Annotated in this window: 26 protein-coding genes and 3 pseudogenes; 16 read left to right on the forward strand and 13 right to left on the reverse strand. The window is 57.8% G+C overall.

Going from position 1 to position 24,492, the window contains the following annotated elements; all coding sequences use genetic code 11:
* Positions 1-146: 146 nt before the first annotated feature.
* A complete protein-coding gene (locus tag NGM06_RS20875) occupies positions 147-362 on the reverse strand; it encodes a hypothetical protein (protein WP_248653209.1) in 216 nt (71 codons plus the stop codon).
* 185 nt (positions 363-547) lie between these two features.
* Here NGM06_RS20875 and NGM06_RS20880 point away from each other — a divergent pair, with 185 nt between their 5' ends.
* From NGM06_RS20880 to NGM06_RS20900, 5 genes are all read left to right on the forward strand, one after another.
* Complete coding sequence (locus NGM06_RS20880) at positions 548-1,141, forward strand: hypothetical protein (protein WP_248653208.1); 594 nt, start codon at positions 548-550, stop codon at positions 1,139-1,141.
* A 56-nt stretch (positions 1,142-1,197) separates the two neighbouring features.
* On the forward strand, positions 1,198-2,937 hold the full coding sequence (locus tag NGM06_RS20885; RefSeq protein WP_248653207.1) for an ABC transporter ATP-binding protein: 1,740 nt from the start codon (positions 1,198-1,200) through the stop codon (positions 2,935-2,937).
* Positions 2,934-3,725 (forward strand): energy-coupling factor transporter transmembrane component T family protein, encoded by a 792-nt coding sequence (locus NGM06_RS20890; RefSeq protein ID WP_248653206.1) that lies wholly within the window; start codon positions 2,934-2,936, stop codon positions 3,723-3,725. Before NGM06_RS20885 ends, NGM06_RS20890 begins: the two co-directional genes overlap by 4 nt.
* Positions 3,726-3,727: 2 nt before the next feature.
* On the forward strand, positions 3,728-4,174 hold the full coding sequence (locus NGM06_RS20895; protein WP_248653205.1) for a hypothetical protein: 447 nt from the start codon (positions 3,728-3,730) through the stop codon (positions 4,172-4,174).
* Positions 4,175-4,262: 88 nt separating this feature from the next.
* Complete coding sequence (locus tag NGM06_RS20900; protein WP_248653204.1) at positions 4,263-4,637, forward strand: hypothetical protein; 375 nt, start codon at positions 4,263-4,265, stop codon at positions 4,635-4,637.
* Between the two features lie 555 nt (positions 4,638-5,192).
* Here NGM06_RS20900 and NGM06_RS20905 read toward each other — a convergent pair.
* The 3 genes and pseudogenes from NGM06_RS20905 to NGM06_RS20915 all read right to left on the reverse strand — a co-directional run.
* Positions 5,193-5,395: pseudogene (locus NGM06_RS20905) on the reverse strand (IS5/IS1182 family transposase); the annotation flags it as partial.
* Positions 5,396-5,640: 245 nt separating this feature from the next.
* Positions 5,641-6,192 (reverse strand): hypothetical protein, encoded by a 552-nt coding sequence (locus NGM06_RS20910; RefSeq protein ID WP_248653203.1) that lies wholly within the window; start codon positions 6,190-6,192, stop codon positions 5,641-5,643.
* Positions 6,193-6,642: 450 nt separating this feature from the next.
* Positions 6,643-7,062 (reverse strand): RidA family protein, encoded by a 420-nt coding sequence (locus NGM06_RS20915; protein WP_248653202.1) that lies wholly within the window; start codon positions 7,060-7,062, stop codon positions 6,643-6,645.
* Positions 7,063-7,203: 141 nt separating this feature from the next.
* Between NGM06_RS20915 and NGM06_RS20920 the strand changes: the two genes are divergently transcribed.
* The 3 genes from NGM06_RS20920 to NGM06_RS20930 are packed head-to-tail and all read left to right on the forward strand — an operon-like array spanning position 7,204 to position 9,216.
* The gene (locus NGM06_RS20920) at positions 7,204-7,605 is read left to right on the forward strand and encodes an ArsR/SmtB family transcription factor (RefSeq protein WP_248653201.1); all 402 of its coding nucleotides are present in this window, start codon (positions 7,204-7,206) and stop codon (positions 7,603-7,605) included.
* A complete protein-coding gene (arsB, locus tag NGM06_RS20925) occupies positions 7,598-8,761 on the forward strand; it encodes an ACR3 family arsenite efflux transporter (protein ID WP_248653200.1) in 1,164 nt (387 codons plus the stop codon). Before NGM06_RS20920 ends, arsB begins: the two co-directional genes overlap by 8 nt.
* An 8-nt stretch (positions 8,762-8,769) precedes the next feature.
* Positions 8,770-9,216, forward strand: a complete 447-nt coding sequence (locus NGM06_RS20930; RefSeq protein ID WP_248653199.1) for a low molecular weight phosphatase family protein — start codon at positions 8,770-8,772, stop codon at positions 9,214-9,216.
* A gap of 167 nt (positions 9,217-9,383) precedes the next feature.
* Here the strand turns inward: NGM06_RS20930 and NGM06_RS20935 are convergent.
* The 8 genes and pseudogenes from NGM06_RS20935 to NGM06_RS20975 form a co-directional block, all read right to left on the reverse strand.
* Positions 9,384-10,725: pseudogene (locus NGM06_RS20935) on the reverse strand (MFS transporter).
* 307 nt (positions 10,726-11,032) lie between these two features.
* The gene (locus NGM06_RS20945) at positions 11,033-11,530 is read right to left on the reverse strand and encodes a carbohydrate kinase family protein (RefSeq protein ID WP_248653198.1); all 498 of its coding nucleotides are present in this window, start codon (positions 11,528-11,530) and stop codon (positions 11,033-11,035) included.
* A gap of 776 nt (positions 11,531-12,306) precedes the next feature.
* Positions 12,307-12,783 (reverse strand): PIN domain-containing protein, encoded by a 477-nt coding sequence (locus tag NGM06_RS20950; RefSeq protein WP_254270637.1) that lies wholly within the window; start codon positions 12,781-12,783, stop codon positions 12,307-12,309.
* Positions 12,780-13,634, reverse strand: coding sequence for a UPF0175 family protein (locus NGM06_RS20955; RefSeq protein ID WP_254270638.1), 855 nt, complete (start codon positions 13,632-13,634; stop codon positions 12,780-12,782). Before NGM06_RS20955 ends, NGM06_RS20950 begins: the two co-directional genes overlap by 4 nt.
* 944 nt (positions 13,635-14,578) lie before the next feature.
* Positions 14,579-15,379, reverse strand: a complete 801-nt coding sequence (locus NGM06_RS20960; protein WP_254270639.1) for an ABC transporter permease — start codon at positions 15,377-15,379, stop codon at positions 14,579-14,581.
* Positions 15,372-16,334 carry an ABC transporter ATP-binding protein gene (locus tag NGM06_RS20965; RefSeq protein ID WP_254270640.1) on the reverse strand — a complete coding sequence of 321 codons (963 nt, stop codon included), beginning with the start codon at positions 16,332-16,334 and terminating at the stop codon, positions 15,372-15,374. Before NGM06_RS20965 ends, NGM06_RS20960 begins: the two co-directional genes overlap by 8 nt.
* A gap of 496 nt (positions 16,335-16,830) precedes the next feature.
* A complete protein-coding gene (locus NGM06_RS20970; RefSeq protein ID WP_254270641.1) occupies positions 16,831-17,907 on the reverse strand; it encodes a class I SAM-dependent methyltransferase in 1,077 nt (358 codons plus the stop codon).
* A 164-nt stretch (positions 17,908-18,071) separates the two neighbouring features.
* Positions 18,072-18,872 (reverse strand): helix-turn-helix transcriptional regulator, encoded by an 801-nt coding sequence (locus NGM06_RS20975; RefSeq protein WP_254270642.1) that lies wholly within the window; start codon positions 18,870-18,872, stop codon positions 18,072-18,074.
* A gap of 300 nt (positions 18,873-19,172) precedes the next feature.
* Here NGM06_RS20975 and NGM06_RS20980 point away from each other — a divergent pair, with 300 nt between their 5' ends.
* The 5 genes from NGM06_RS20980 (at position 19,173) to NGM06_RS21000 (ending at position 22,648) form a co-directional block, all read left to right on the forward strand.
* Positions 19,173-20,006 (forward strand): alpha/beta fold hydrolase, encoded by an 834-nt coding sequence (locus NGM06_RS20980; RefSeq protein WP_254270643.1) that lies wholly within the window; start codon positions 19,173-19,175, stop codon positions 20,004-20,006.
* A 518-nt stretch (positions 20,007-20,524) separates the two neighbouring features.
* Positions 20,525-20,998, forward strand: coding sequence for a redoxin domain-containing protein (locus NGM06_RS20985; protein ID WP_254270644.1), 474 nt, complete (start codon positions 20,525-20,527; stop codon positions 20,996-20,998).
* 182 nt (positions 20,999-21,180) lie between these two features.
* Entirely contained in the window at positions 21,181-21,462 is a 282-nt protein-coding gene (locus NGM06_RS20990; RefSeq protein ID WP_254270645.1) for a NifU family protein, read from the forward strand.
* 62 nt (positions 21,463-21,524) lie between these two features.
* Positions 21,525-21,944, forward strand: coding sequence for a molybdopterin-dependent oxidoreductase (locus tag NGM06_RS20995; RefSeq protein WP_254270646.1), 420 nt, complete (start codon positions 21,525-21,527; stop codon positions 21,942-21,944).
* Positions 21,945-22,033: 89 nt separating this feature from the next.
* Positions 22,034-22,648, forward strand: a complete 615-nt coding sequence (locus NGM06_RS21000) for a class I SAM-dependent methyltransferase (protein WP_254270647.1) — start codon at positions 22,034-22,036, stop codon at positions 22,646-22,648.
* A 31-nt stretch (positions 22,649-22,679) separates the two neighbouring features.
* On the opposite strand, the gene NGM06_RS21005 is transcribed toward NGM06_RS21000, so the two are convergent.
* Positions 22,680-22,985 carry an antibiotic biosynthesis monooxygenase family protein gene (locus NGM06_RS21005; protein ID WP_368410519.1) on the reverse strand — a complete coding sequence of 102 codons (306 nt, stop codon included), beginning with the start codon at positions 22,983-22,985 and terminating at the stop codon, positions 22,680-22,682.
* Positions 22,986-23,173: 188 nt separating this feature from the next.
* Here NGM06_RS21005 and NGM06_RS21010 point away from each other — a divergent pair, with 188 nt between their 5' ends.
* The 3 genes and pseudogenes from NGM06_RS21010 to NGM06_RS24385 all read left to right on the forward strand — a co-directional run.
* Complete coding sequence (locus NGM06_RS21010) at positions 23,174-23,581, forward strand: DsbA family protein (RefSeq protein WP_254270649.1); 408 nt, start codon at positions 23,174-23,176, stop codon at positions 23,579-23,581.
* An 18-nt stretch (positions 23,582-23,599) separates the two neighbouring features.
* Positions 23,600-23,809 (forward strand): SDR family NAD(P)-dependent oxidoreductase, encoded by a 210-nt coding sequence (locus NGM06_RS21015; RefSeq protein WP_254270650.1) that lies wholly within the window; start codon positions 23,600-23,602, stop codon positions 23,807-23,809.
* Positions 23,740-24,291, forward strand: a pseudogene (locus tag NGM06_RS24385) (SDR family NAD(P)-dependent oxidoreductase); the annotation flags it as partial. The gene NGM06_RS21015 and the pseudogene NGM06_RS24385, both read left to right, overlap by 70 nt.
* Positions 24,292-24,492 lie beyond the last annotated feature (201 nt).

The following is a 24,492-nucleotide window of genomic DNA, read 5'->3' on the forward strand; positions in this document are numbered from 1 at the left end:
TTGTTGATGACGGTCAGTAACCTACAGCGTCAAAACCCCGACTATAGTGGTCAATCTCATTCAGTTGTACCTTGTCAGTCCTAATGGATGTTCAATTCTGTTGAGGGCAGTTAGAGTTGGGCGTACAACTCCGGATGGATAAGACATTACTCACTGTATTCGAAGTCACTTGAACTATGAGCGCCCTCAAGTGACGCAAGTCGTGTCGCGATTTGTTCACGGAAGGCAAGACCTCCAAGAACCGTTACCGTAAGAATCACTTGTCCAACTGCCTCAAATGGCATATCGTATTTCGACGGGGTCATATCTAAAGAAGATACTGGTAGCTCCGCCTCCATTTTGTCCCAATCTGCGATGTACACTAAAAACTATCGTCCAGTTTCAGTCTAGAAAATTTGCGTGGGATTGCGGGAAGTCAAATAGTAAATGGTAGGAGTAAACGATACTATATATCGGTACGTTCGGTTCTGTTCGTTATGTCTGGGTACGGCAAGGAACTAATCCCTCATAGCAATGCTCTTTTTATTCACCAAGTGACTACCCGGTGATGGCTCAAACAACGGAGTCGACGCGGGGCAAATCCACCGCGTTCACGACCGACGTGGAACTGACGAATCTCGTGGTCATCGCGGGGCTCACGGCGGTACTGTTCGCAGGGGCATTAGCAATCGGTGAGGGTCTGGGCGAGATTCCTCCGGACATCGACTGGAAGGCGTTCTTCGTCGTATACACGGTCATCGCGTTCGTCCCATGGGGGACGCCGACCATCGCGGCGGCTGTCGGCGCAACCCTCGCAGAAGGTATCCTCGACTTCTTCGAGGGCATCGAACCGGACGAACCGTTCGGCTGGACCGGCTACGTTGTCGGCTTCACGGTCGCGGGATACTTCATGAAAGACCCGAGTAACAAGGTGAAGCTCACCATTGGTGCCGTGCTCGGCGCGTTCATACAGTTTGCCATCGAGGGGCTGAGTCTAATCCTTGTCTCGGGCGACGCGATGTCCGTGTATCTGACGGCACTCGCCGGCAACACGGTCACCCACGGTATTATCCTCGGTGCGATTCCGCTCATCCCCGTCGTCTCCGCGCTTCAGGGTCGCATGAAGCGCATGATGGCACCCGCCGCACAGCAATCCAACTGACGCGATAGCAGTTTTCTGTACCATGAATCCGACAAACCGAGCGAACGGGGGAATAGATGCTTAGCGTAGATTCGTTCACGTTCACGTACCCGACGCAGGACGACCCTGCATTGTCGGACCTGACGGTCCAGGTCGACGAGGGTGAGGTACTCGGTGTCGTCGGGCCGGTCGAAGCCGGGAAGACGACCCTGGCGATGAGTCTCGCCAGTTTCGCACCCCAAAACACCGGGGGGACGACCAGTGGTGACATCTCTGTCGCCGGACGCGACCCACGCGAGGCCGACGACAACAAGGTCGCAATGGTGTTCGAGGACTACGCCGCCCAACTCACCCAGGTTCGGGTCATCGACGAAGTCATCGCACCGCTGGTGAACCGCGGCATTCCGCGCGACGAGGCGACCGAGCATGCGCGTGACCTGCTCGAACGGGTCCGCATGGCCGACACCGAAGACAAGTTCACCTGGGAACTCTCTGGCGGCCAACAGCAGCGGCTGGCCATCGCTGCCGCACTCGCCATCGACCCCGAGGTAATGATATTCGACACCGCACGGGACATGCTTGATCCTGAGGGCCGCGACGATGTCGGGAACCTCGTCGCGTCGCTTGCCGGTGAGAAGACGCTCGTTGTCACAGAAAATGACCCTGACGCGCTGGTCGGCATTGCCGACAAACTGCTCGTCCTCAACGACGGTCAGCGCGTCGCATTCGGCCCTGCTGACGACCTCCTTCGAGACCAGGAACTCTTCGAGCGGATCGGGGTCGCTCCACCGGTCTGCTGTGAGATTGCGAACGATGTCGGGTTAGCTGGGAACCCGCTGACGCCGGGCGAGTTCCTCGACGCGTCTGAGCGTCATCGCACCGCTAATTCACGAGGATCGGATGTAACGGTGCAAGCACCGGATGGGGGCATCCCTAAAGCAGCGGACTTCGGCGAACCGCTCGTCCGCGTCGAAGGTGCCAGGTACGAGTACGGTACCGACGAGGTGGCAGTGGATGAAGTGGACTTCACCGTCCACGAGGGGGAGGTTCATGCGGTCATCGGTGGCAACGGTGCCGGGAAGACGACGTTCAGCAAACTTCTCGCTGGCCTGTTCGAGCCGACGGCAGGGACGGTGTCCGTTGACGGCGACTCGACTGAGGGCCGTACTGCGCGCAACGTTGCAGAAACGGTCGGCATCGCCCTCCAGAACCCCGACGAACAACTCTCCGAACAGACCGTCGAAGCGGAACTCCGTTTTCCGCTCGAAAAGCGCCAGTACGAAAAAACCGGGCTGCTGGGCCTCTCGAAGCGTGAACGTTACGACAAGGAATTCATCGATTCCCGCGTGGAGGACGTGCGTCGCCTTGTCGGGTTAGACGAGGAGCAACTCGACGAGGACCCCATGTTCTTGCCACGCGGCCAGCGGCGGCAGGTGAACATGGCGAGCGCGTTGATGCCCGACCCGGACGTGCTGGTTCTCGACGAACCAGTTGCCGGTGTAGACGCCACAGCTCATCGCCACGTCGAGCAGACGATCTCCCGATTGACTGACCAAGGGAAAGGAGTCGTCGTCATCGACCACGATATGGACTTCGTCTGTGAGGTGGCCGATACGATCACGGTTCTTGATGATGGGTCTATCGCGATGCAGGGACCGACGAAAGAAGTGTTCGACCGCGATAACTGGGAGTGGCTGACAAGTCGGCATCTGCTTCCGCCTCGTCCCGCCCGGCTCGCACGGCAGGTCGGTATCGAGGCGTTAACCGCCGATGAATTCGTCGAACAATTTGCTTCGCGCGTGGAGGTGTCAGGATGAAGCGGCGCGTGCCGGTCGTCTACAACGACCGCGATACGTGGCTCCACCGCCGTGACCCGCGGGCGAAACTCGGCGTGTTCGTGGCGATGCTCCTGTATATGTACGTTGCACCGACCTGGGAGTGGATGGTGGTGTCGGTCGGCATCGGCCTCGGGATGGTCGCACTCGCTCGCGTTCCCCCCAAGTGGATCGGCGCGCTCTTGGCTCTGCAACTGGTGAACGTGCTCGGAATCCTGGCGTTTCCGGCCATCCAGCGCATGGTAGCCGGCGGCACGGCCTTCGGTGGCAACTTCGACTTTGGACTCAAACTCGCACTGTCCTGGCAGTCCGCACTCCTCGTCAGCGCCAGCCTCTTCACCACGATGGAACTCACCGAGATTACCGACGGCCTGCGGAAGCTCAGCGTTCCTGAACTCCTCTGCTTCACGTTAGAGTACGTCTTCCTGCTATTCTACGTCACCATCAGTGATCTCTTCCGTATAATGGACGGCATGAAGGTCAAAGGCCTTGAGATCGAGACGCGGAACCCACTCAAGTTCGCCAAGAACGTGCCGAGTTTGGCAGTCCCGATGTTCATGACGGTCCTCCAACGGTCGAACACGATGATGTCGGTGCTGACGATGCGCGGGTACTCGTTCTCGAACGAGGGACGGGAGCTCCGCCACGACCTGCAATTCGACGGTGGAGACACTATGCTCGTGGTGGCGGCAGTAGCGGTTCTCACTGTCACCGGAGCTGTCAACTTCGGCTTGCTGACCGTCCCGTTTTTGCCAGCATCTGGAGCGTGACCATGACGAATACAGAACCAACTACACGACAGCCGGAAAACGATTCGCGTACGTACGTCAATCCGAGCACTGCTGAAGGATGGAGCCGACTTGGCCTGTTTTTCGGCATGGGATTTTTCGCCATTGGTAATCTCCTTGAGATGGTCGCAGTCGTTTGGGGTGGAACCGTCATGATCGCTGGCGCATTCACCCTCAATACTGCTGGGAAACTCGCCCACTACTGGAGCCTCTCAATCCCCCGTGCCGAACAGGTGAAACTTTCCGCGTCGTGGATACTCCTCGCCCTGACTGTGGTCGGCTTGCTACTGAACTATAGCTACGCCCGTTACGGACCCGGTGAGGCATCGTTCTTCTGGTCGTTCGCAGTCGCGGGACTCGGGTTCGGACTACTTCATATGGCCGCACAGTCGAAGTACCTGCCAGTAACCGAGAAAACGGCTGACGAATGATACAGGAAACGGTGTCGGATACGACTGTTATTTCGGGTCACCAGACGGGGAACACCCATCTTTTTACGCCAAAGGGCTACTTCCAAATATGACTGAGTTGGCCACGTCGAGGGGTGCTGAAGAAACTGAGACAAGCAATCACGCCGTTGTCGCACTAGTTATGTACGGTGCGGTCTTCTGGGGCTGGCTCAAATTGGACGACGTATTACGTTCAGTAGTAGGTGGTGGTGTCAATTTGTGGTTGTGGGGTTTCGGGGTTCCGATTTTGTGGGGCCTTCTGCTGATCTGCCTCCTAAAGCGATGGACGTGGGCGTGGATGAGCACGCTCTTGTTCGGTGCCGTGACGATGATGATGTTTTTGTTCCTTGGTAAGCAAATTCCAGCAACTGTGATGGGCGGGACGACGGTGTACTTTCTTCTGAAGGCCGGTCACTATGGTGTCGGGAAGCAGCATCCAGAATGAGATAGACAGCACACGTCTACATATGCAGAGGTGACTGCTGCATCTATTCTCTGAGTCGGTCACGGCACAGCTGACAAGATTTGGATAGGTCGCCTGCATTCGTGGAAGAAACACCGTGCGAATCGGTCAGTGGCTCGTCTGGCGAGACACTTGATTGGTAGACACAGCATCGGACTCGGTATCGACGGTGCAGTCAACTGTCAGCAGTATCCTCACCCGTCTGTTCCAGTAGCTCAACCATCTCTCGGGTGTTGTCACGAATGTCCTGACTCATAACGAAGGTAGTCACCATATACAAGACAGTGATTCCGAGGGCGATGGTTCCGAGAGGGGCCATGAATACCAGAAGATGAGTCTAATCATATAGAATTTGGTAATAGAAATTATAGGGCGCAAGCCAGCCACGCATCGAGCAGACCTCTTCGACGCGACCTCCGTGCAGCATCACTATGATGAACTCAACGCCAGTTCAGTCCCGATTATCTGCTCTCTATCTGACGTTCAGAACACCTCGTCGATGTCGTAGGTGAGACAGCCAATAGCGAGTTCACGGAACTACCTCCACGAGCGTCGGGGGCGGACGAATGTGCCGTATTTCTGTTTGAGATGAGAGTTCACCGTCTCGCTCTGACTACGTTACCCGTAGCGGTCGGCGTCGAGCCGAGAGTTCCACGCCTCGTGGAGCGGCGAAAAGTATCGATGCTTGATCACCGGACGAACATCCCGTCACGGGCTGACGCGCGAATTTTCTGGTCGTCGTCACGTGTAGATCGATAATCGCGTTTGACTTCTCGAATCCAATCGAGACGCACGTCTGGTCGGCTGTCTCTCTCGAAACAGCCAGAGAAGACGGATGAAAGCGTTACAGATAGGACCTTACGTCGCTTCATAACGGACCCACTCCCCGACTGAGTGATGGATGTTCGAGTCAGTTTGATACTCTCGAATATCACTTCCTGGACTTTCCCCGTCGATATCTCGTATTCCGCTGAGACCGCTACGTTCATCTCTCCTCCCCGACGAATCTTACATCGATTTTGCCCTTATTGATATGGATGTTATGTTCTGGACTGATCCCTTTATTCTCTTTCGGGGCTGTATTCCACGCGCTCTGTGGCACGTCAAAGGTTTTCTGAAGGTTCACACCTTCTCCACTTGTCTCGAGTTTGTGGATGTACGTCGTAGGGTCCGAAATAACAATCACCAGGTATTCGCCATTTAAAATGGTCCCCTCGCCCTCAAATACTAGTGTTCCTTCATCCGACCCTCTATTGACCGTTAGCGAGATCTCGACCGGATTCTCGCAATCGTTATAAATCTCTACTCCATGCGAATTATCGGCTGTTTTTGACTTCTCACCCAAAACGACCTCGGTAAAGGGCGCTTGACCGGGGTATGAGCGAGCAAATTCACTTATACGTTTTTTGACTGGTATTCCACTCGTTTTTGTCACCGTAAACTCTGATTTCTCTTCTGTTCCTACTACCGAAGTACAGCCAGCAAACGGGACAGTTAATGCAAGACCGCTAAGTCGGAGTACCTGACGGCGTCTCATATTTCAAGATTTGTGGAGAATATCAAAATCCCTGTGGAAGGTCAAATACTCTTCTAATGGCTTCTTCGTTCACAAAATACTTTGTCTGTACTAACGATTAGCGATTCTCGTAGTCGGCCTCCACCTCATGCCACATTCGCGCACTGGCCTTGTTTAGACGTGATGCAGATCGCCATTACGGTCTTTGCAGAAAAAAACGAGATTGGATAGAGAGACACTCTCGGCCTAATTCTATTCACCCTCCAGAGCCACCGATCGACGTATTCACATCGTCTAAACACGGCCCACGCACGGTATTTACCAAGGCAACTAAAATCTATCACCGATTGAGGCTTTCAACAGCCCGGATAAATAGGTTTCTTCCGGATCAATGGAAAGCAAAGCTCGAAGAAGGACTCAATACCGAGGATACCGACATTCGTTTGAACTAGCGGTATCGGTTCTCAGAAACTATTCGATAGCGACAACGGCGTCGACGGTTACTGCGGCACCGCCGAGTAATTCACAAACACCGACAGTCGTGCGTGCCGGATACGTCTCATCGAAGTACTGCTCGTAGGTGTCGTTCACCTGTTCGTACGCGTCCATCTCGGCGAGATACAGAGTGAGTTGGAGAACGTCGTTCATCTCTCTACTGTGGCGTTCCAGTTGCGATTCAAGATTCTGTAAGCACCGTTCCAGCTGTCGGGTAGGCGGCTCATCGCTCATAACTCGATCTCCATCTTCTGGGAGTTGTCCCTCAATAAAGAGGAGGTCTGACTCACCAGTTTTCTTCCCGTATCCGGCAATGAACTCCGTTCCGTCACGCTGTTTTCGGCTGGTCATACTGGCCCGAGCTAACTGTGCGTCGCCCCGTGAGTTTGATTCCATATCTGAGTTTAGTATTTACTAAACTATAGTCCTTTCCACTTTTCCCAGATAGTGGGGTTATACCCTTATGTTCTTTCTCTATATGCTAACTAGCCCTCTCATCCGAAACCGTTAATTGAGTCTCTATTCAAATCAAAACCGATGGCACAAGCTACGGACCGACTTCGGCGGTATCTCGATGATGAACTCGGGGAGTGTCGCAACGAGGATGTCGAGCGCCGCCTCGACGAACTCAGCACTCTCGAAGCCGCAATCGGGACAGCGCAAGTGGATGCTGAACTCGATGTGCTCTCGGCACTCTCCAACGACACGAGGTATACACTCGTCCGCGTCCTCGTCGCTGCGCGGGAGGAACTCTGCGTCTGTGAACTGAATGCGGTCGTCGACGTGACCGAAAGCGGCCTCAGCCACGCGCTCTCGAAGCTCGTCGATGCAGGACTAGCTGAGAGCCGAAAGGACGGCCGATGGAAGAAGTACCGTGCAACGAACCGGGCTGTCGCGCTTGTCACCGTCCTCGAGGGGAGCGTGAACGCCGATGAGTAACGCCGACGCCCACGATCACGGCCCGAACTGCGACTGTGAGAGCTGTGGCGACCCGCGGTCAATGGACTTCCTCGATAAGTACCTCACCGTCTGGATTCTCGGTGCGATGGTCGTCGGTGTGGGACTCGGATTCGTCGCCCCGTCGGTGACCCAACCCATTCAGGACTTCCACCTCGTCGAAATCGGGCTCATCGCGATGATGTATCCGCCGCTGGCGAAGGCCGATTACTCGCAACTTCGCGCGGTATTCAGTAACTGGCGCGTCCTCGGGTTGAGCCTCGTTCAGAACTGGTTGATTGGGCCGACGCTTATGTTCGGGCTCGCCGTGGTCTTCTTCAGCGGACTGGTTCCCGGCCTGCCCGCTCGCCCCGAGTTCTTCCTCGGCCTCGTGTTCATCGGGATGGCCCGCTGTATCGCCATGGTGCTCGTTTGGAACGAACTTGCAGAGGGATCGACTGAGTACGTTACCGGGCTGGTCGCGTTCAACAGCCTCTTCCAGATCATCACGTATGGGGTGTACGTCTGGTTCTTTGGGCTGTTCCTCCCGCCACTACTCGGGATGGAGACACTCGTCGCGGGCATCCAGACGTTCAACGTGACGCCGATGCAGGTGTTCCAAGCGATCGTTGTCTTCCTCGGCATCCCGTTCGTCGGCGGGTTCCTCACGCGATATATCGGCACGCGAACTAAGGGCGAGGAGTGGTACGACGAGACGTTGGTCCCGAAGATCGACCCGCTTACGCTCGTCGCGCTCCTCTTTACGGTCATCGTGATGTTCGCCACGCAGGGCGAGAACATCGTCGCCTCGCCGGGTGACGTGCTCCTGATCGCCGTTCCGTTGACGATCTACTTCGTCGTGATGTTCCTCGTGAGCTTCGGGATGGGCAAGGGCATCGGCGCGGACTACTCGACGACGACGGCCATCGGGTTCACCGCCGCCTCGAACAACTTCGAACTCGCAATCGCGGTCGCCGTTGCGGTGTTCGGCGTCGGCTCCGGCGTCGCGTTCACGACCGTCGTCGGCCCGCTCATCGAAGTACCCGTCCTGCTTGCGCTGGTCAACGTCGCACTGTACTTCCAGCGAAAGTTCGACTGGAGTAGCGACGGAGCAGCGAATCTTGACGTAACCGCACGCGAAACGACGACTGACGACTAATTCAAACCATGTCCATAGATACTGACGCAACCGACCCGATTCGCATCGCCTTCATGTGTGTCCAGAACGCCGGGCGCTCCCAGATGTCCACCGCGTTCGCCGAGCGCGAGCGGGATCGCCGGGGACTCGGCGACGACGTCGAGATTCTGACCGGCGGCACCCATCCAGCCGACCACGTCCACGATGAAGTCATTGAGGTAATGGACGAAGTAGGGTTCGACCTCTCCGATCGAACACCGCGAGAGATCTCCTTGGAAGAGTTGCAGTCTTGCGACTACGTTGCCACGATGGGCTGTTCGACCCTTGACGTTGGCGAGGTGGGAGAAGATGTAGATATCCACGACTGGGCTCTGGACGATCCTGATGGAGAGGATCTTGACCGAGTGCGTGAGATTCGTAATGAAATTGAACAGCGTGTCACTGCTCTGTTCGACGAGTTCAGCGATGCACCCTGAACGGAGACACCGCTGACAGAACTGCTGTCTCTATCTACTATATTGATCAATCCACAGAGAGTCCACTTCTCGGTGCAGAATCGGAAATTCGTATTCTACCCAGAGACCGATTCGGTGAAACACCAAATCAGTAGGGCTGCGTATCTTGTAGCCCAATTCGAAGTGGGTTAGCGGTACGCGTCGAACTCCTTGCCAAAGAGTAGGAAGTAGCCAGTTCCGACGAGACCAATGACAGAGGCGACCGTGAAGGCGATCTCGGGACTGACGAAATCCCAGAGATAGCCACCGAGGACAGCACTGGGGATAACCACCGTGTTCCGGAGCAGGTAGTATGTGCCCGTAACGCGGCCGCCGGTATCCTGCTCAGCGGGCCCGACGATTAGTGCCTTATGCGAGGGCAGGCCAGCGAAACGGAGTCCCGAGAACGCAAACACAAGGATCAACGCAAGTGCACTCTCCGGGGTGTTGATGAGCACAATCGGGAAAATAGCGTAGACAGCGAACCCAAGTGCGACGACGGGCTTGAGTCCCACATACTCGGCTGCCTTGGCGGCGGAAGCCATCACGAGCAGTGCGACTAGCATCTCGACGCCCAGCAGGTAGCCGAAGAATGCCTCGGGTGAAAGATCGAGCGCGTACGTAAACCCGCCGACACCTACAGTCGTTTCGAGGCCCACGCTAAGGAACCGAGTGATTACGAGGACGAAGAATACGTAGACCATGCCGTTGGCGAACCGGACGAGGGTCGCCGACGAGTAGCGGACGGAGTTCTTCGGGCATGTCCCGGAGGTCCCGCCGGATCTGGTCGAGACCCTCGAAGGAGTCCCCGATGGTGTCTGAACTGGAGTCGTAGAGGATGTGCTGCACGATGGTACCGACGGCCCCGAATACGACCGCGACCCCGAGAACGTATTGGAAGCTGACGGTGAAGTCGGGGTGGAAGCCGATGAGGACGGCGGCCAGCACCGGACCGATCAGGAACGCGGTCCGGCGGAAGGTCTCGGTGCTGGCGAAGCCCGCGGCCAGCCGCGACGGGTCGGTCGCTTGCTTGACGACCGCGAAGGTCGCGCCGAGACCGAACGACTTCCACGCTTGTGCGAGGAACAGTCCGACGAGGATCCAGATCCAAGGCTGGATAGCAACGCCCGCGAGTTCGATCGTCCCGATGGTGGGTGCAAGCAACCAGAACCCGAAACCTGCTGTCGAGAGCAGACCGAAGATAGTGAGCGCGTACCGCGACCCAATGCGGTCGGATACCGCCCCGCCAGGGTACGGGTAGACGGCCGAGATGATGTTCCCGACCGTTCCAAACAGTCCGACGACGAAGCCAGACGCACCGAGTGCGACGATGTACTCGGGCAGGTACCGGCTGGTCATCTGGAAGCCCAGACTGAACGCGAACATCGCCAACGAGAGCACCAGTACGTCCCGTTCGAGCGCGAAGAACTGACGGAACGTATCCAGGGGTGTCGTCTCTTCCGCTTCGACCGAGACTCGTTCTTGACTCATTGGTACTGATTCAATAGTTACTCGTTCGACAGCCCGATTCGATCAAAGAAATCTTCGACGAGACGCCGGGTCTCGTCACGCTGAGCCCGAACTCCCTCAATATCGTCTATACCGACTGACCCGTGGACTTCGACGTCGGCTTCCTTTGCAGCGTCTCGAGCCTCAAGATCATCCGTAAGAAGGACAGCGTTTCGATTGATTGCGAGGTAGAAGCGGAGCAGTTCGCGTTCGCAGACTGATTATCCGTCGGCAACTCCGTTATGCTGCTGATGGATTTCTCTCAAATCCAGTATCACGACTCCGTCGGTTATTCAGTGGTCTGTCGGTCTTTCTCTCGGCAGGTGGCGACGAACTCTTCTACGACAGATTTGAATTCCTCGATATCCACTTTCGAGGCAAACGTTTTGAAGTTCACAGCCGTTGCTCCTTGAGGAATTCCCCGAAGTGTCTGGAAGTTTCTCTCGTATTCGTGGTAGTCCTCCGCGGCCCACGGCACTGCATCGAGGTCCGAATCGTGGTCCATCGGCATCCTCGCGGGCCAGACTTGCACTTCCCTGTTGATACTCGCAGTGAAAACACTGGGATCTCCGTGATAGTCCCCCAAGTGTGCATCAACCTTGCATTGGAAGTTGGCGTTCTTGGCCTCGCCTATAGTGACATCGTCTCCGATTTCTCTCGCAAACTCGTAGAGTTCCTTGAAGGAATTAGCCGTTCTACTAGAGATTTCACCAGTGTCCTGTTTGAGATCGAGATCAGTTAGCAACTCTTCCTCCGACTCAACGTATTCGGGGCCCGTTCGAGACATCAGTCTAACTTGAAATCCGCCCTATCCTTAAGTACCTACTCTATTATGATTCCCAGCCAGTAGTTCTTCTCTCCTGTGTTCAAATCCCATCGTCTCCTTGTTGACCGAAGATGCAGAGCTACCGGGCGAGCCGTCGCTCGGTGACTCGGATGGTCCGGCCACAGACGAGGTGGCCGGATAACGGAGTGGCCGGACTCAACCATACCCCGAGAGGGACGTATCTCTAGCCCAGACTAGCTCGGTCGGCACCGAACTGGATCCGTCACGACGTGTAGACCACCCTCAACGGTGGATCCTCGTGGCGGTGACACCGTACGCTTACTCGTACGTCTCTCAGTTCCAGCGGTAGATACGGAGGGGGTGGGCTGGGAGAGTGACCGCCAACAGCGTCTGTGGCCGGGGCGGAACGTCCCCGAGGAGGGTTGTACTGGTGTATGGTGCTGTTCTCGGGGAGTCTGTTGAAATCCTCGGCAAATGAGGGGCCAACGTGCTGAATACAGCGGATGTGAGGAGGACTATGGCTGGACGGTTGACGAACAAATCCTCCTGAGTAATCAACGAGATTCCATCATCGACTACGCATGCAACTCACTAGGGCTTCGTGTTGTCGCAGTACAGTAGCTTTGAGATTTATAGTGAATACAACTAGTGAAGTGGTTGGGGCTACCTAGCGGAAGCCGGGAGCGGAATCGACAGCCGGTAAATAAAGATGGCGCAAGTTAAGGGAAAAGAGTCGGAGATCGAGTTCAGGCGGTTCGCGGTTGCAGACTGATTGCTCAGGGTTTCTCGGCTTGCATCAACTTTTCGGCGACGACATTGGGCAGGTAGATGTCGTCTCTGTAGGCCTCAACGCCAGCGTCGAACGCCGTCTGCGAGATGCCACACTGCTCGAACGTCTCAATGACGAACCGCGTCCCCCACTTGGTCGCGACATCTCTCGCCTTGGCCGTCTCGACGAGCTTCTTATCGTTAGTCACTAGCACGTCCGAGTGCCGTTCAGCAAGCGCTAGACACGTCTTGTCGGCCTCGCTGAGCGCTCCAGGAACGCCGGTCTCAGGAAGTTCGGTCACCGACTGGACCGTCAGCCACTCTGGAGCGCTGTCCACGTCGCGGTCCGGTAGGAACTCGGCCGTCCAGATGCGTTCCGGTACTCGAAGTTTGTCCTCCGGTGAGTAGAACGCCAGCGAATCGAACCAGCCAGCGCTGTAGAAGGAGCTAAGAATCACGTTGTCCAGTACGAACGACATGCTCACTCGGAGTCGAAGACCTCCGTTCCCTCGAACAACTCACTCGGGTCGTCGGGACCATACCGCGGCCGGATGCCGTGGTCGGCCAGCAACTCCTCAAACTCCTCAACGCGGACATCCGCGAGTTCTGCGCCACGGCTCACCGAGATGTCCAACTTCTCGTAGGCGAGGACTGCGCCTTCGTGCTTGACCTCTTCACCGATGGCGTCGATGGATCGCTCCGGCGGGTACACGCTAGGGTCCTCGCCGCTGGCTTCGGCCAGACAGTACTCCGCGAAGGCGATGTCCAGGAGCATGTCGTCAGTCACGTGAGTCTGCTCGCCCTCACCGATAAGGACGACACGACTTATGAGGGCGTGCCAGCAGGCGAACAGGCTGTCGGTGTCGGTCGAGCGATCGAGACGCCGCTCCAGTTCATACTGCACGTCAAGGACCCTATCGAAGTACAGCCCAAGAATCAACGCCTCGCGCTCCTGGTTCCGGCCCTTGAGGAGTTGCTCTAGTGCTTGCTCGCGCATCTCGGTCAGCGGCCGCTCGACGATGCCCGTCAACTTGCTGAGGACCTTCGCCCCGCCTAGGTCGCCGATCAACCATGCGGCCCGCTTCACGAAGGACTGCTTGTCGTCGTCCCCGAAGCCATAGGTCTCGCCAACCTCCGCCGGGGACATTCGGAAGCGTTCTTCGGCTGGCTTGTCCACGACCTCCTCGGCTGTTGCGACGAAACTCGGGAGGTCGAAGACGTCGGCGGCACTCTCAAGAAGGGAGAGAACGGACCGATACTCGGTCGAGAGTCGCTCGAACGGTCCCCGACCGGACTCGAAGTTCTTCTCGGTTGCCGCCATACTGGTCTCTATCATAAATAGTGCGCCCGTCCGTTAAGTCTCTAATGGTGATTATGCCCCCTCGTGAAGATTCCACTTTCTATTGTATTTTCTATATGCTGATATAGTTATGCTCCTTTGTTTCGTTTACTATACAAAATTGTTGTTCTTATTATATAACATTCAGAGTCTTTTCATACGAATATTCTATGATTAACTAACTATTTCACTTTTGCTCGTTGTAGTAGAGCAAGATTCCATAACAAGGAGACTGTTTCCCACCGTGTTTTCACTCGTAGTTTTAATTCCTTTAGGATTATACTTCCTCCAGAGGAATGTGTTGTTTGGTGCCACATTGCTTGCAGCCGCTTGTCTAACAGTCCTCGCATTCATATCGCCGTCTTTCGAGGATTTTGTCGAGGAAAACCGAGTCACTATGTCCGCTCTATTACTTGTCGTCTTCGGACTGTCGGGTGTCACGTTTTATTTCGATAACGAACTTCAATTTGCGCTTATATTGTGGGCTGCTGCGTTTCTACTTGCGATATTGATCGCACTCGAGATTTGGAACAAGAAAACATTTGGATAAATACTACACCCCTGTAGTTGTCGCTTTCCTATCGAGTTCTAGAGACACCCTTGCGGGTTAAAGCGTCTTCTCGGCAGGGCCTTCTTCTCGAAAACCGTCGTTCCAGACCCACCCAAAATAGATATTCCGGGGGTGCTAATTGTGTACTCGAACGCGGCTTCGAAAATATCTGAGTGACGTAGTCGATCACCCTCAACTGCTCGGTGGTGTCTGCAGTCTCGCGGAGTTCACATCACACGCGGTCCTCGAGGATACGGAGGGGTTCGGTTTGCTGTATCGGTCTCCCGGAGTTGGCGGTGGATGCACTCGTATTCGTCGGCGTCGAACCTACACATTCAGACCGCCAAAGAGTACGTTCGAATAGGAGAATGCATTCGAGTATTCGATGGACTTACGCGATGTCTTTCCTCCGGAACCACTCCGCGCTGGCGGCCACGAGCAGTGCTGTGCCCGTTAGCAGGACGAGTGCGCCCGCGAGGTCGTATTCGCCCTGCACCAGTATCGCGGTCGGGTCGTAGTACCGGGTCGGACTGATCGCGCTGAGCCAGTCGGCGTCCGCCGAGGCGCTGACGGATTCCAGCAGGAACAGTCCGAAGACGGCTCCGAGTCCGCCCCGCTTGGCCACGTCGGCGGTGTCGAACGCGACCGAGAGCACGAGGCCGATGGCCCCGCACGCGAGCAGGTAGGGGATCGATAGTAGGTGGGCCATGGCGAGGTCGGCGACCGAGATGGATTCGTTGATGGCAAGGACGGTGACGTACACCGCGGTGCCGACGACGAGGTTGATCGCGACCACGACCGGTACGAGTGAGAGGAACTTCTCGACGACGACTTGGCGGCGTGTGATGGGTGCCGCGAGCAGGAGGTCCATCCGGTCGCGCTCCACGTCGTCCGCGACGAGGCCACCAGCGAGGTATGCGGCGTAGATGCCGAGCATCAGCACCCAGAAGAACTGGTAAAGTTCGATCGCAAGGAATCCCTCGATGCTCGTAATCGAAACTGCGCCAGTCGCGCCGAAGGCGGCCCTGACCGCGGGCGGGAGACTCTCCATGTAGGCCTCGAAGTCAACGCCTGAAGAGGCGATGGAGGGGAACAGGCTGACGAACAGCAGCGACATTGCCGCGAGCAAGGCCGCCAGCACCAGCGTCCCTTTCATCTTGCGCTCGGACTCGTACTCGGCGATCTCAAGCATCAGTCTCACCTCCCGTAGACGCGGGGGTTTCGGCTGGCGTCTCGCTCGCTCCGGCGTCACCGTTACCCGAGGGGGCCGCCTTCCCATCGTAGAACTTCATGAACACGTCTTCAAGTGGGGCTTCCTCGATTTCGAGGTCCCGAACGCGGTACTGCTGGAGGTGGTCGAGCAGGGCGTCGTACTCGCCGGTGAACATGAACGAGGCATCGCCGTCGGACGTGTCGAAGTCATGGACGCCCGCGAGCGCGAAGTCTCCGGGGTCTAGCGACCCCTCGACGCTGATGTGGACACGCTTTCCGCTCCGGTCAAGCAGTTCCTCGACGCCCTCCATCGTGACGAGGTGGCCGTTCCGGATGATTCCCACGCGGTCGCAGACCCTCCGAACCTCGCTCAGGATGTGGCTGGAAAAGAAGAACGTGGTGCCCTGCTCCTGTTCGTCCTCGATGAAGTCGTAGAGGCGCTCCTGCATCAGGGGGTCCAACCCGGAGGTAGGTTCGTCCATGATCACGAGGTCGGGGTCGTGCATGAACGTCAGGACGAGGGCGAGTTTCTGGCGATTCCCTGTGGAGTACTCGCCGATTTCGCGGCCGACCGGCGGATCGAAGATTTCGAGAAGTTCGTCGCTTCGCTCGTCGCTCTTGAGGTCGCCGTGATAGCGAATCAGCCGTCGGCCGGTCACCCCTTCGTCGAATCCGGGGTCACTGGGCAGATAGCCGATCCGGCGTTTGGCCTCGATGAGGTCGGCCTCGTCGGTCACGTCCCGGCCCAGCACGGTCGCAGAACCGTCTGTTGGTTCGATGAACCCGAGGAGGGTCCGGATGGTCGTGGTCTTGCCTGCGCCGTTCGGACCGAGGAAGCCGAACACCTCGCCCTCTCGGACCGTGAAGGAGAGGTCGGTGATGGCCCGGGTATCGCCGTAGTACTTCGTCAGGTCCTCGGTTTCGATGGCGCTCATAACATCACGTTCGATACGTAGAAGTGTGAACGCATGAATGAATTGGTCAGTCGTTCACTATCGGCATAGTCTCGCTTCTAGCCCCGAACGGGGCTTTTGAAAATCCACGTGTCACTCGCAGTGATTGTACTGTTCGTCGTTGCTGTACTAGCGTGGGGAATCTCACTAGCTACGAATTAACTGGGCAAGACAGTCTTCACGTCTGTCCTGTATTTTAACGACGGTACTCTCGGTGACCTATTTGTCGTCCGCGCATGTCGGTCGTCTTACTGGCGGCCCACGTCAGAAAGCCATCGACAGTTTCGAGGAAGTCCCGCCGTCGTCAATTCGAGCAAGCGATGAGAATTTACTCCTCGACGATAGGTCGGGCCTCGTTCCGGAATCCCTCAGAGACTTCGATAGCGTGCGCCTTGTCCGCTCGAACCATCGGTGAGGTTCGGTCGTCTCCACAGCCACTCTGTAGCACCTTCGTTAATCTGTGGTCGTAGTGTCATCGTCACGGCCTGGCTTCGAGTACCAGATTGAATGGCGTCTCGGTGGCTCGCCGGAAGTGACTGAAGCCACCCTTAGTGACTACTTCGCGCAGTCGCGCTTCACCAGCTTGCGCGCCCAGCGCCGGGTCAGCCCCCTGGTCGAGCGAGTTCGGCGTGCAGAACATCGTTGAGAACCCATAGAACACCCGCCCCACCGGGTTGAGGTTGTCCTCGACTCGGTCGTTGGCGAACGGTTCGACCAGCATCCACGTACCGTCGGCGGCGAGCGTCTCCCGGACGTGCGCGGCAACGCCGACCGGATCACCCATATCATGGTAGCAGTCGAACATCGTCACCACGTCGTACTCGGACCCATTGTACTCCTTCGCCGTCCCCACTTCGAAGTCGACGCGGTCGGCGACGCCAGCCTCCTCCGCTCGTTCACGTGCGGTGTCGATCGAATGCTCGTGGTAGTCGATTCCGACGAACGTCGAGTCGGGGTAGGCCTCGGCCATGATAATCGTCGATGCCCCGTGGCCACAACCGACGTCGGCGAGGCGTCCGCCCGCTTTGAGCCTCGCATCTACTCCGTCGAGCGCGGGAATCCACTCGTCTACGAGACTGGCCGCATAGCTGGGTTTGTAGAAGCGTTCCGTGGCGGAGAACAGTTCCGGGTGCTGTTCGTGCCATCCGACTCCCTCGCCGGTCCGGAACGCCGCTTCGATGTCGTCTTGGACGGCTGCGATAACGGTATTGGTTCCCTGGAAGCCGCCGAGCATGAACGCCGGACTGTCTTCGTCAGCCAACACGACTGTCTGCTCTGGGGAGAGACTGTAACGTGCGGTTTCGGAATCGTAGGTAACATACCCGCCAGCGGCCTGTGAGCGCAGCCACTCACGGATGTAGCGTTCATTTGTGTCGGTGTGTTCAGCCAGCTCTCCGGCGTTCAGCGGTCCCGCGTCGGCCAGTGCCGTGTAGAGGCCGAGCGTATCGCCGATGTCGGCTAACGCGGCTTGGAATGCGCCTCCGAGGTCGCTCACGGCTGTCCCGACGAGTTCGTTCAGTTGTTCTTCGTCGATAGTGGGTTCTTCGATAGACATGGTTCTTGTCCGGATTCTCCGTGAAGAGTCACTGTATTTCGGCTCTGCACTACTTCTCCACGAGAATCTGTACGACCAAGGTACGAATGTACATTCCTAGTGAAACCGTTTCACCACGTGAAACCCCTCGATGATCGTGGCGGTCCCCGGGCGAAACAGACCCGTCACGTGACGAGGGTCGCATCGTCGATGAGTCGGGCGTCGTTTCGGTATTGCTCGTAGACCGATTCGGCCCACGCGAGCGCCGACGGCGAATCGGTGTCGACGACCGCCTTGAGCATGCCCGTCTCGACATCGTGACAGCAGATGCCGACCCGATCGTCGTAGATGCCGAGCCCACACCAGTCGCTGTCCGGCAGCGCGTCGTGCATTAAGGTGGTGCAGTTCTCACAGGCATCTGCTTCCGCGACCTTCTCGGGGTTCCAAGCCACGATCGTCTCCAAGACGTCCGGAGAATAGATGAACTCGAACTCCATTCCGTCGAGGATGGCTCGGCACGCCACTTCGAGATTGCAAGTCTTCACAACTGTGGTTCCGAACCCACGCATCGACTCGGTACCTTCGATAAGTTGCGTGACGCGTTCGACGGGTTGGTACGGATACCCTGATCCCGGGTAGGAGACGGTGGCGTCGGCGAACAGGTCGACCGTGAATCCCGGCATCTCGCGCGGGAGCCACGGCACGATATCGCGTAGTTTCTGCTCCATCTCCATCGCCTCGCGGAGGTCCATGAACCGCTCTGCGACGAATTCGCCCAGCCGCGTCAGTCGGTAGATTCGTCCGTCTCGGGAGATCCACCGTCGCTCTTCGAAGTCGCAGAGGATTCGCCCCATGGTCGGCGAGGATGCGCCCGTCGTGACACGCAGGTCGTTTCGATCACAGGGACGCTCGGCTAGTGCGTCGAGTACCTCGATACGGTGGTCCGAGCGTGCGAGAAACTCAATCTCGTCGATTGGCGAGTTCATGCTCGTGGTACGAGTTAACACGCAATACTCTTGTCGTACATCGCCCATGCACTCCTGTATTCGTACGGCGGATTTCGGACTTCTCCCCCCCGAATTTCCGACGTTCCAAGCGGAGCATTTCCCAGGTCACATGGAAGCCCGCAGTTGGGTTAGTGAGGACTGCATCGCAGATCAGGCGACCGAAGTACGATCAAAGATCACTGGCCGACACGTGGCTGTTGCCCCTTTCGGGACGTGCAGGGATTTCACGAGATGACGTTATGTCATCGAGGCTCGTAGAGGAATGGTAGTGAGTCGTCCATGGTCAAAACAACGTCATCAAACACGGGTGGGGAAACAGGAACGGTCACGTCAGCAGATGGAACTGCAATTACCTTCGAACGGACGGGGAGTGGACCCCCGCTCGTGCTCGTCCACGGAGGTGGCGATGTACGTGAGTTCTGGGATCTGTCTGGAGTTCGCTCTGCCCTCGCGGACCACTGTACGGTCTACGCGATAGATCGGCGCGGGCGCGGCGAAAGCGGTGACACCGAGGAGTACGAACTAGAACGAGAGGCCGAAGACGTGGTGGCAGTCGTCGATTCGATCGACGACTCGGTGGTCCTGCTCGGCCATTCATACGGAGCCCTCGTAGCGCTGGAGGTGGCCCTGCGGACCGACAATCTACGCGAACTCGTCCTGAACGAGCCGCCCGTTCCGGTCGGCGATCACGAACTCGACGTCGATGACGCGGTCGCCGAAATCCAGCGGCTCCTCGAAAGCGGTGAGAACGAACAGGCGCTTGTTCTGATGCTCCGGGAAGTCGCTCAGCTCACGCCGGACGAACTCGATACGGCCCGCTCGGCGCCGATATGGCCGGACATGGTGGATGCGGCCCACACTCTACCTCGCGAACTGCGAGCGAACGCCGAGTACGAGTTCACTTCCACTCGGTTTTCTGACGTGAACACGCCGACCTTGGTGCTGTCCGGCGGCGTGAGCCCGCCGTTCTTCAAGGATGCGACAGAAGCAGTAGCCGATGCGTTTCCCAATAGCAGGCTCGTCACTTTCGACGGTCACTCACACGAGCCGATGAACACCGCGCCGGACCGCTTTGTCGACGAGCTACTCGCGTTCGTCCAGGAATCGAATTAACAGACCGGCGATCGCTACCCACCCGTTCGCTACGAGTTCGACGGGTAGACGCGCGGCCACCGCGAGACCTTCGTCTACTACCGCCTCGCGGGAGCGCCGACGCGGAAACGACTCACGTCCGCTGGCCGTCCGGACGAGGCGACGCCCGAGATGGTCCCGTACCTCGTAGTCCAGATGTAGCAGGGAAGCGGCAACGCCAGCGTGGACCTCGCGCCGTGGCGCTACGAACTCGACCACGAGCGAGGGACCGTTGTGGAATCGGTACTCCCCTGCTCTGCAAAGCTTCTGTTACCGACCAGATTTTCAACTACTGTACTGCCCGTGCAGGACTCAAACCACTCGTCGTCACGACCGGTGAGCCGGTTCTCCGGAAAAACGCCCACCTCGAAGACGTCCACGGAAACCGACCCGTACTTTCGGAACCGGAGCAGTACACATGGCAACCCGGTTCGTGTCGAGTAAGCTACCGAATATATTCGTGAAGTGGTTTACCTTTTTGACAGCCGTTCCTGTAGACGATGCCAGCCACTGGAGATACTGCACCGACGTTCACAGCGACCGTCGGGACCAGCGACCACGAGTCGTTCGACCTCGAAGACCACGTCGGCGACGGACCACTCGTCCTCGCGTTCTTTCCGGGCGCGTTCACGCCGCTGTGTACGAACGAGATACTCGCACTGCAGGAGAGACTCGAAGAGTTCCGGGGCGCCGGTGCATCCGTTCTCGGGGTGAGTGCGGACTCGCCGTTCTCGCTCGGGGCGTTCCGAGAGGAACACGGCGTCGAATTCGACCTCGTGAGCGACATGGGTCGGGAGGCGATTCGAAAGTACGACTTGGAGATCGACATCCCAGAACTCGGACTGTACGAGATCGCCAACCGTGCCGTGTTCGTTCTGGATAGGGATGGAACAGTGACGTACGACTGGATTGCCGACGACCCCACGAACGAACCGCCGTACGACGAACTCCTGAACGAAGTCCAAGCGGCCTAACGAGGCCGAACTGGACCGTCACTCTCCTCTGAGAGTCCAGTTCGGATGCCGAGTACTTCTCCGACGACTAGAGGCGGTAATCCGGGCCGGTTCTCCCGAACGTATTCACGGTACTCGAACTTCTCGCTCGGCGGAACGTATTCGGGTAAAGTCGTACAACAGTTGTTACCGATACTGTTGGTATGGGCGCAGACAACCGGAACGGTCCGGACTCATTCGACAACGAGAGCGAGAAGCTCGCGAACGACGTTGCCGCGTTTCTCCGGCGGAACTTCCCCCAGATTGCGATGCACGGTGGGAACGCTGCGATACAGGAGGTCGATACCGAGTCCGGTGCCGTGTGGATTCAGCTCTCGGGGGCGTGCGGCGACTGCGGCATCTCCCCGATGACGACGCGAGCGATTCGGGATCGCCTCCCGATGGAGATCGACAGGATACGAGACGTCCACGTCGAGACGACGTGATACCCGACGTGTACGACCCGTCTCAGTCGGTAGACACACAAAAAGATCGGAGCTCTCGGACGATGAACGATCTCGAACGCCACGAAATCCCACCGAGTGTAGACACGACCGACTGGAACCTCCGCGTCACCGGTACGGTCGAACGACCGCGTCGCTTCACCGAGAGTGACCTGACGTCGCTACCCCTCGAAACGTCTACCGACGACTTCGAGTGCGTAGAAGGGTGGGTCGCGGACAGTCTCACGTGGCGGGGCATCCGCGTCGAAACCATCTTCGACCGCACGACCCCGACAGCCGAGAGCGAGTACGCGCTCGTTCGCGCGACGGACGGTGACTACGCGTGTTCGTTCCAGTTGGACCGACTCGCCGAGTCGATTCTCGCCGTCGAACTCGACGGCAAGCCACTGTCGATCGAACACGGCGGACCGGCACGGCTGATTCCGACCGACGCCGAGTCGGACTGCTGGGAGAGCATCAAGTGAGTGTCGGCCATCGAGGTCACCGAATCGCGGCCGACGGAAGAAGATACGGCCAAAGAAACCGCATTGTCTCGACTGGAGTGAAACAAACGATGCAGACATGGGACGAACGCTTTCGAGACGGAGACTATCCACAGAATCCCGATCCATCACCGATCCTCCGCCGGTATCTCGGGGCCTGTCCGGACGGACGGGCACTCGACGTTGCGACGGGAACCGGCCGCAATGCGGTCTTCCTCGCCGAAGAGGGGTACCAAGTCGACGGCATCGAACAGTCTATAGAGGGGCTACGAATCGCTCGAAGAAACGCGACCAACAGCGGCGTCGCCGAGCGCACCAACTGGATTCAGGCGGACGTACCGACGTACGCCTTCCCCGAATCGACCTACGACGTCGCCACGATCAGCTTCTATCGTGCGGTGGATCGCTTCCCCGACATCAAGGAGGCGCTGACGCCGAACGGGGTACTCTTCGTCGAACATCATCTCCGGTCCTCGGAGTCGGTCCAATCCGGCCCGAGTGGCGACCGATATCGGTTCGCCGCGAACGAACTTCTCCACGCCTGTCTCGACCTGACGGTCCTCTACTACGACGAGCGAACGGAGACGCGAGACGACGGACGCTCCAGTGCCGTCGTCCGAATCGTCGCACGGAACTCCTCGGGGCACCACCAGTCGTATCCACAGATAGATTCCGAGGAGAACTGAACACACCCCGTATCCGCGAACGGGGAGACGACTATTCCGTGGAGGTGCGTTCGACTGCGACCTCGTGAACTTCGATTTCGTTCGGCGCTTCGAAGACGTCCTCGGCCGACCGGTCTCGGTGGGCCCGCTCAAACGTCTCCCCCTCTCGCCACGACTGGTAATCGTCGAGCGATTCCCAGAATGTCATCGTGACGTGGCGTTCGGCCTCGATTGGGCTGAGGACTTTTAGACCGAGGAACCCCTCTTGATCTTCGATTCCGTAGCTATCCTGCAATCTTTCGAGGAACGTATCGGTGCGTTCGTCTGGAATCCAAACGCGATTGGAAACGGCGATTATCGGTCCTCACACTCGTCGGTTTTTCACGTAGGCCGCAGCCCCTTCTTTTACATCGCCGAGCGTTTCACCGAGGCCCAACTCGCCAGTATCAGAGCCGACCGGCCGAAGTCGGAGCACTGACAAACGAGCGATGACCGGCAAGGATTCCGCAGTGTCCCAGTCGGTTAGACTGAATAAAGTAGATCACATTGCCAACAATTGTTAGGAACCACCTCGAACCCGGCACGGTACGGTACGAGTTTCACGATTTTCCGATACCGGTCTCGGACTGGCCGTACCGAGTCGCTACGCTGGCGCAGGCTGTGCAGGACGAGCGGGGCGACAACGCCTTCTGGACGTTCGAAACCCGCGCGTTCGAGCGACAGTCGGCGTACGACTGGGAGGCGCTCGAATCGCTCGCCACGGAACAGGACGTGCAGCGCGACCGGGTCCGCTCGCTGGCGACTGCGAAGCAGTACAAGCGCGTAACCGAAGCGGACCGCCAAAACGGCGTTGACCGCGGAGTCACAGCCAAACCGACGATGTTCGTGAACGGAGAGATCGTCGAGCAGTGGACGTACGACAACCTCGCGAGGGCGATTGACGATGCGAGATAACGAGGGTGATCTATACCCATGAACGTCCTACTTACGGGTGCCGCCGCTGGAATCGGGAGGGCCACTGTCGAGCAACTCCTGGTAAAGGACCACGAGGTCGTCGCGGTCGATATCGGCGAAGCGGGACTCGGCGAACTGCCGGAGGAGTCGAAACGCTCCACGCGGACATCGCCGACGAGAGACGGATACGCGAGGTCGTCGTCAACTGCGCCGGATACTACGAACTAGGTTCGATTACGGACGTGGACGCTGCGACGGTAGAAGAGCAGTTCAGGACCAACGTGTTTGGACCGCTCAACGCGATACGCCATGCGATACCACAACTGCGGCGTAAAGAGGGCAAGGTGATAAACGTCTCCTCGATAATCGGTCGGGTATCGCTCCCGTTTGTCGGCGTCTACTCGGCCACCAAGCACTCCGTCGAGGCGGCGAGCGATGCGCTGAGAGTGGAACCAGGCCCCGTGGCGACTGGGTTCAACGAGCGGGCGAGGCGTTCCCTACAGAAGTACGTCCTCCGCTCCGTGCACGTCGATACGTACGCGGAACTTCTGCGACAGCGACGGGATGCATGGGATAGACCCGCAACGAGTCGCGCAGACGATCATCACGGCGCTCGAAGCACGCCAACCACGGAATCGATACACTGTCACGCTACAGTCGTGGCTCGCCCCGAAGCTGAAGGCAATTACGCCCGAACGTCTCTGGGATAGAGTCGTGAAGAACCTTATCGAGCCTTCGTTCCCGATCGGAATCCGGTAATCCCTCTGTTCGCCTGCCGAGCCGGCATGATAGTGCTACACCTTGTGGTACCTGACGGCATATCCGGCGTGACCGTCCGTCGAGCAGGGACAGTATGGGATTGTACGATTTCTGCACAAGTCTTTTAATCCGATGACGCCTAGGTAGCGTTG

It is taken from the genome of Halorussus aquaticus (assembly GCF_024218795.1).
Lineage (GTDB): Archaea > Halobacteriota > Halobacteria > Halobacteriales > Haladaptataceae > Halorussus > Halorussus aquaticus.

Excerpts from the sequence above, each read along its gene's own strand:
- NGM06_RS20980 (WP_254270643.1), top strand. The coding sequence starts at position 19,173 with ATGGTCAAAACAACGTCATCAAACACGGGTGGGGAAACAGGAACGGTC.
- NGM06_RS20910 (WP_248653203.1), bottom strand. The coding sequence starts at position 6,192 with ATGAGACGCCGTCAGGTACTCCGACTTAGCGGTCTTGCATTAACTGTC.
- NGM06_RS20930 (WP_248653199.1), top strand. The coding sequence starts at position 8,770 with ATGTCCATAGATACTGACGCAACCGACCCGATTCGCATCGCCTTCATG.
- NGM06_RS21000 (WP_254270647.1), top strand. The coding sequence starts at position 22,034 with ATGCAGACATGGGACGAACGCTTTCGAGACGGAGACTATCCACAGAAT.
- NGM06_RS20995 (WP_254270646.1), top strand. The coding sequence starts at position 21,525 with ATGAACGATCTCGAACGCCACGAAATCCCACCGAGTGTAGACACGACC.
- NGM06_RS20960 (WP_254270639.1), bottom strand. The coding sequence starts at position 15,379 with ATGCTTGAGATCGCCGAGTACGAGTCCGAGCGCAAGATGAAAGGGACG.
- NGM06_RS20975 (WP_254270642.1), bottom strand. The coding sequence starts at position 18,872 with ATGAACTCGCCAATCGACGAGATTGAGTTTCTCGCACGCTCGGACCAC.
- NGM06_RS20945 (WP_248653198.1), bottom strand. The coding sequence starts at position 11,530 with ATGTCTCGAACGGGCCCCGAATACGTTGAGTCGGAGGAAGAGTTGCTA.
- NGM06_RS20895 (WP_248653205.1), top strand. The coding sequence starts at position 3,728 with ATGACGAATACAGAACCAACTACACGACAGCCGGAAAACGATTCGCGT.
- arsB (WP_248653200.1), top strand. The coding sequence starts at position 7,598 with ATGAGTAACGCCGACGCCCACGATCACGGCCCGAACTGCGACTGTGAG.
- NGM06_RS20890 (WP_248653206.1), top strand. The coding sequence starts at position 2,934 with ATGAAGCGGCGCGTGCCGGTCGTCTACAACGACCGCGATACGTGGCTC.
- NGM06_RS20900 (WP_248653204.1), top strand. The coding sequence starts at position 4,263 with ATGACTGAGTTGGCCACGTCGAGGGGTGCTGAAGAAACTGAGACAAGC.
- NGM06_RS20915 (WP_248653202.1), bottom strand. The coding sequence starts at position 7,062 with ATGGAATCAAACTCACGGGGCGACGCACAGTTAGCTCGGGCCAGTATG.
- NGM06_RS20955 (WP_254270638.1), bottom strand. The coding sequence starts at position 13,634 with ATGATAGAGACCAGTATGGCGGCAACCGAGAAGAACTTCGAGTCCGGT.
- NGM06_RS20965 (WP_254270640.1), bottom strand. The coding sequence starts at position 16,334 with ATGAGCGCCATCGAAACCGAGGACCTGACGAAGTACTACGGCGATACC.
- NGM06_RS20920 (WP_248653201.1), top strand. The coding sequence starts at position 7,204 with ATGGCACAAGCTACGGACCGACTTCGGCGGTATCTCGATGATGAACTC.
- NGM06_RS20990 (WP_254270645.1), top strand. The coding sequence starts at position 21,181 with ATGGGCGCAGACAACCGGAACGGTCCGGACTCATTCGACAACGAGAGC.
- NGM06_RS20985 (WP_254270644.1), top strand. The coding sequence starts at position 20,525 with ATGCCAGCCACTGGAGATACTGCACCGACGTTCACAGCGACCGTCGGG.
- NGM06_RS20885 (WP_248653207.1), top strand. The coding sequence starts at position 1,198 with ATGCTTAGCGTAGATTCGTTCACGTTCACGTACCCGACGCAGGACGAC.
- NGM06_RS20970 (WP_254270641.1), bottom strand. The coding sequence starts at position 17,907 with ATGTCTATCGAAGAACCCACTATCGACGAAGAACAACTGAACGAACTC.
- NGM06_RS20880 (WP_248653208.1), top strand. The coding sequence starts at position 548 with ATGGCTCAAACAACGGAGTCGACGCGGGGCAAATCCACCGCGTTCACG.
- NGM06_RS21015 (WP_254270650.1), top strand. The coding sequence starts at position 23,600 with ATGAACGTCCTACTTACGGGTGCCGCCGCTGGAATCGGGAGGGCCACT.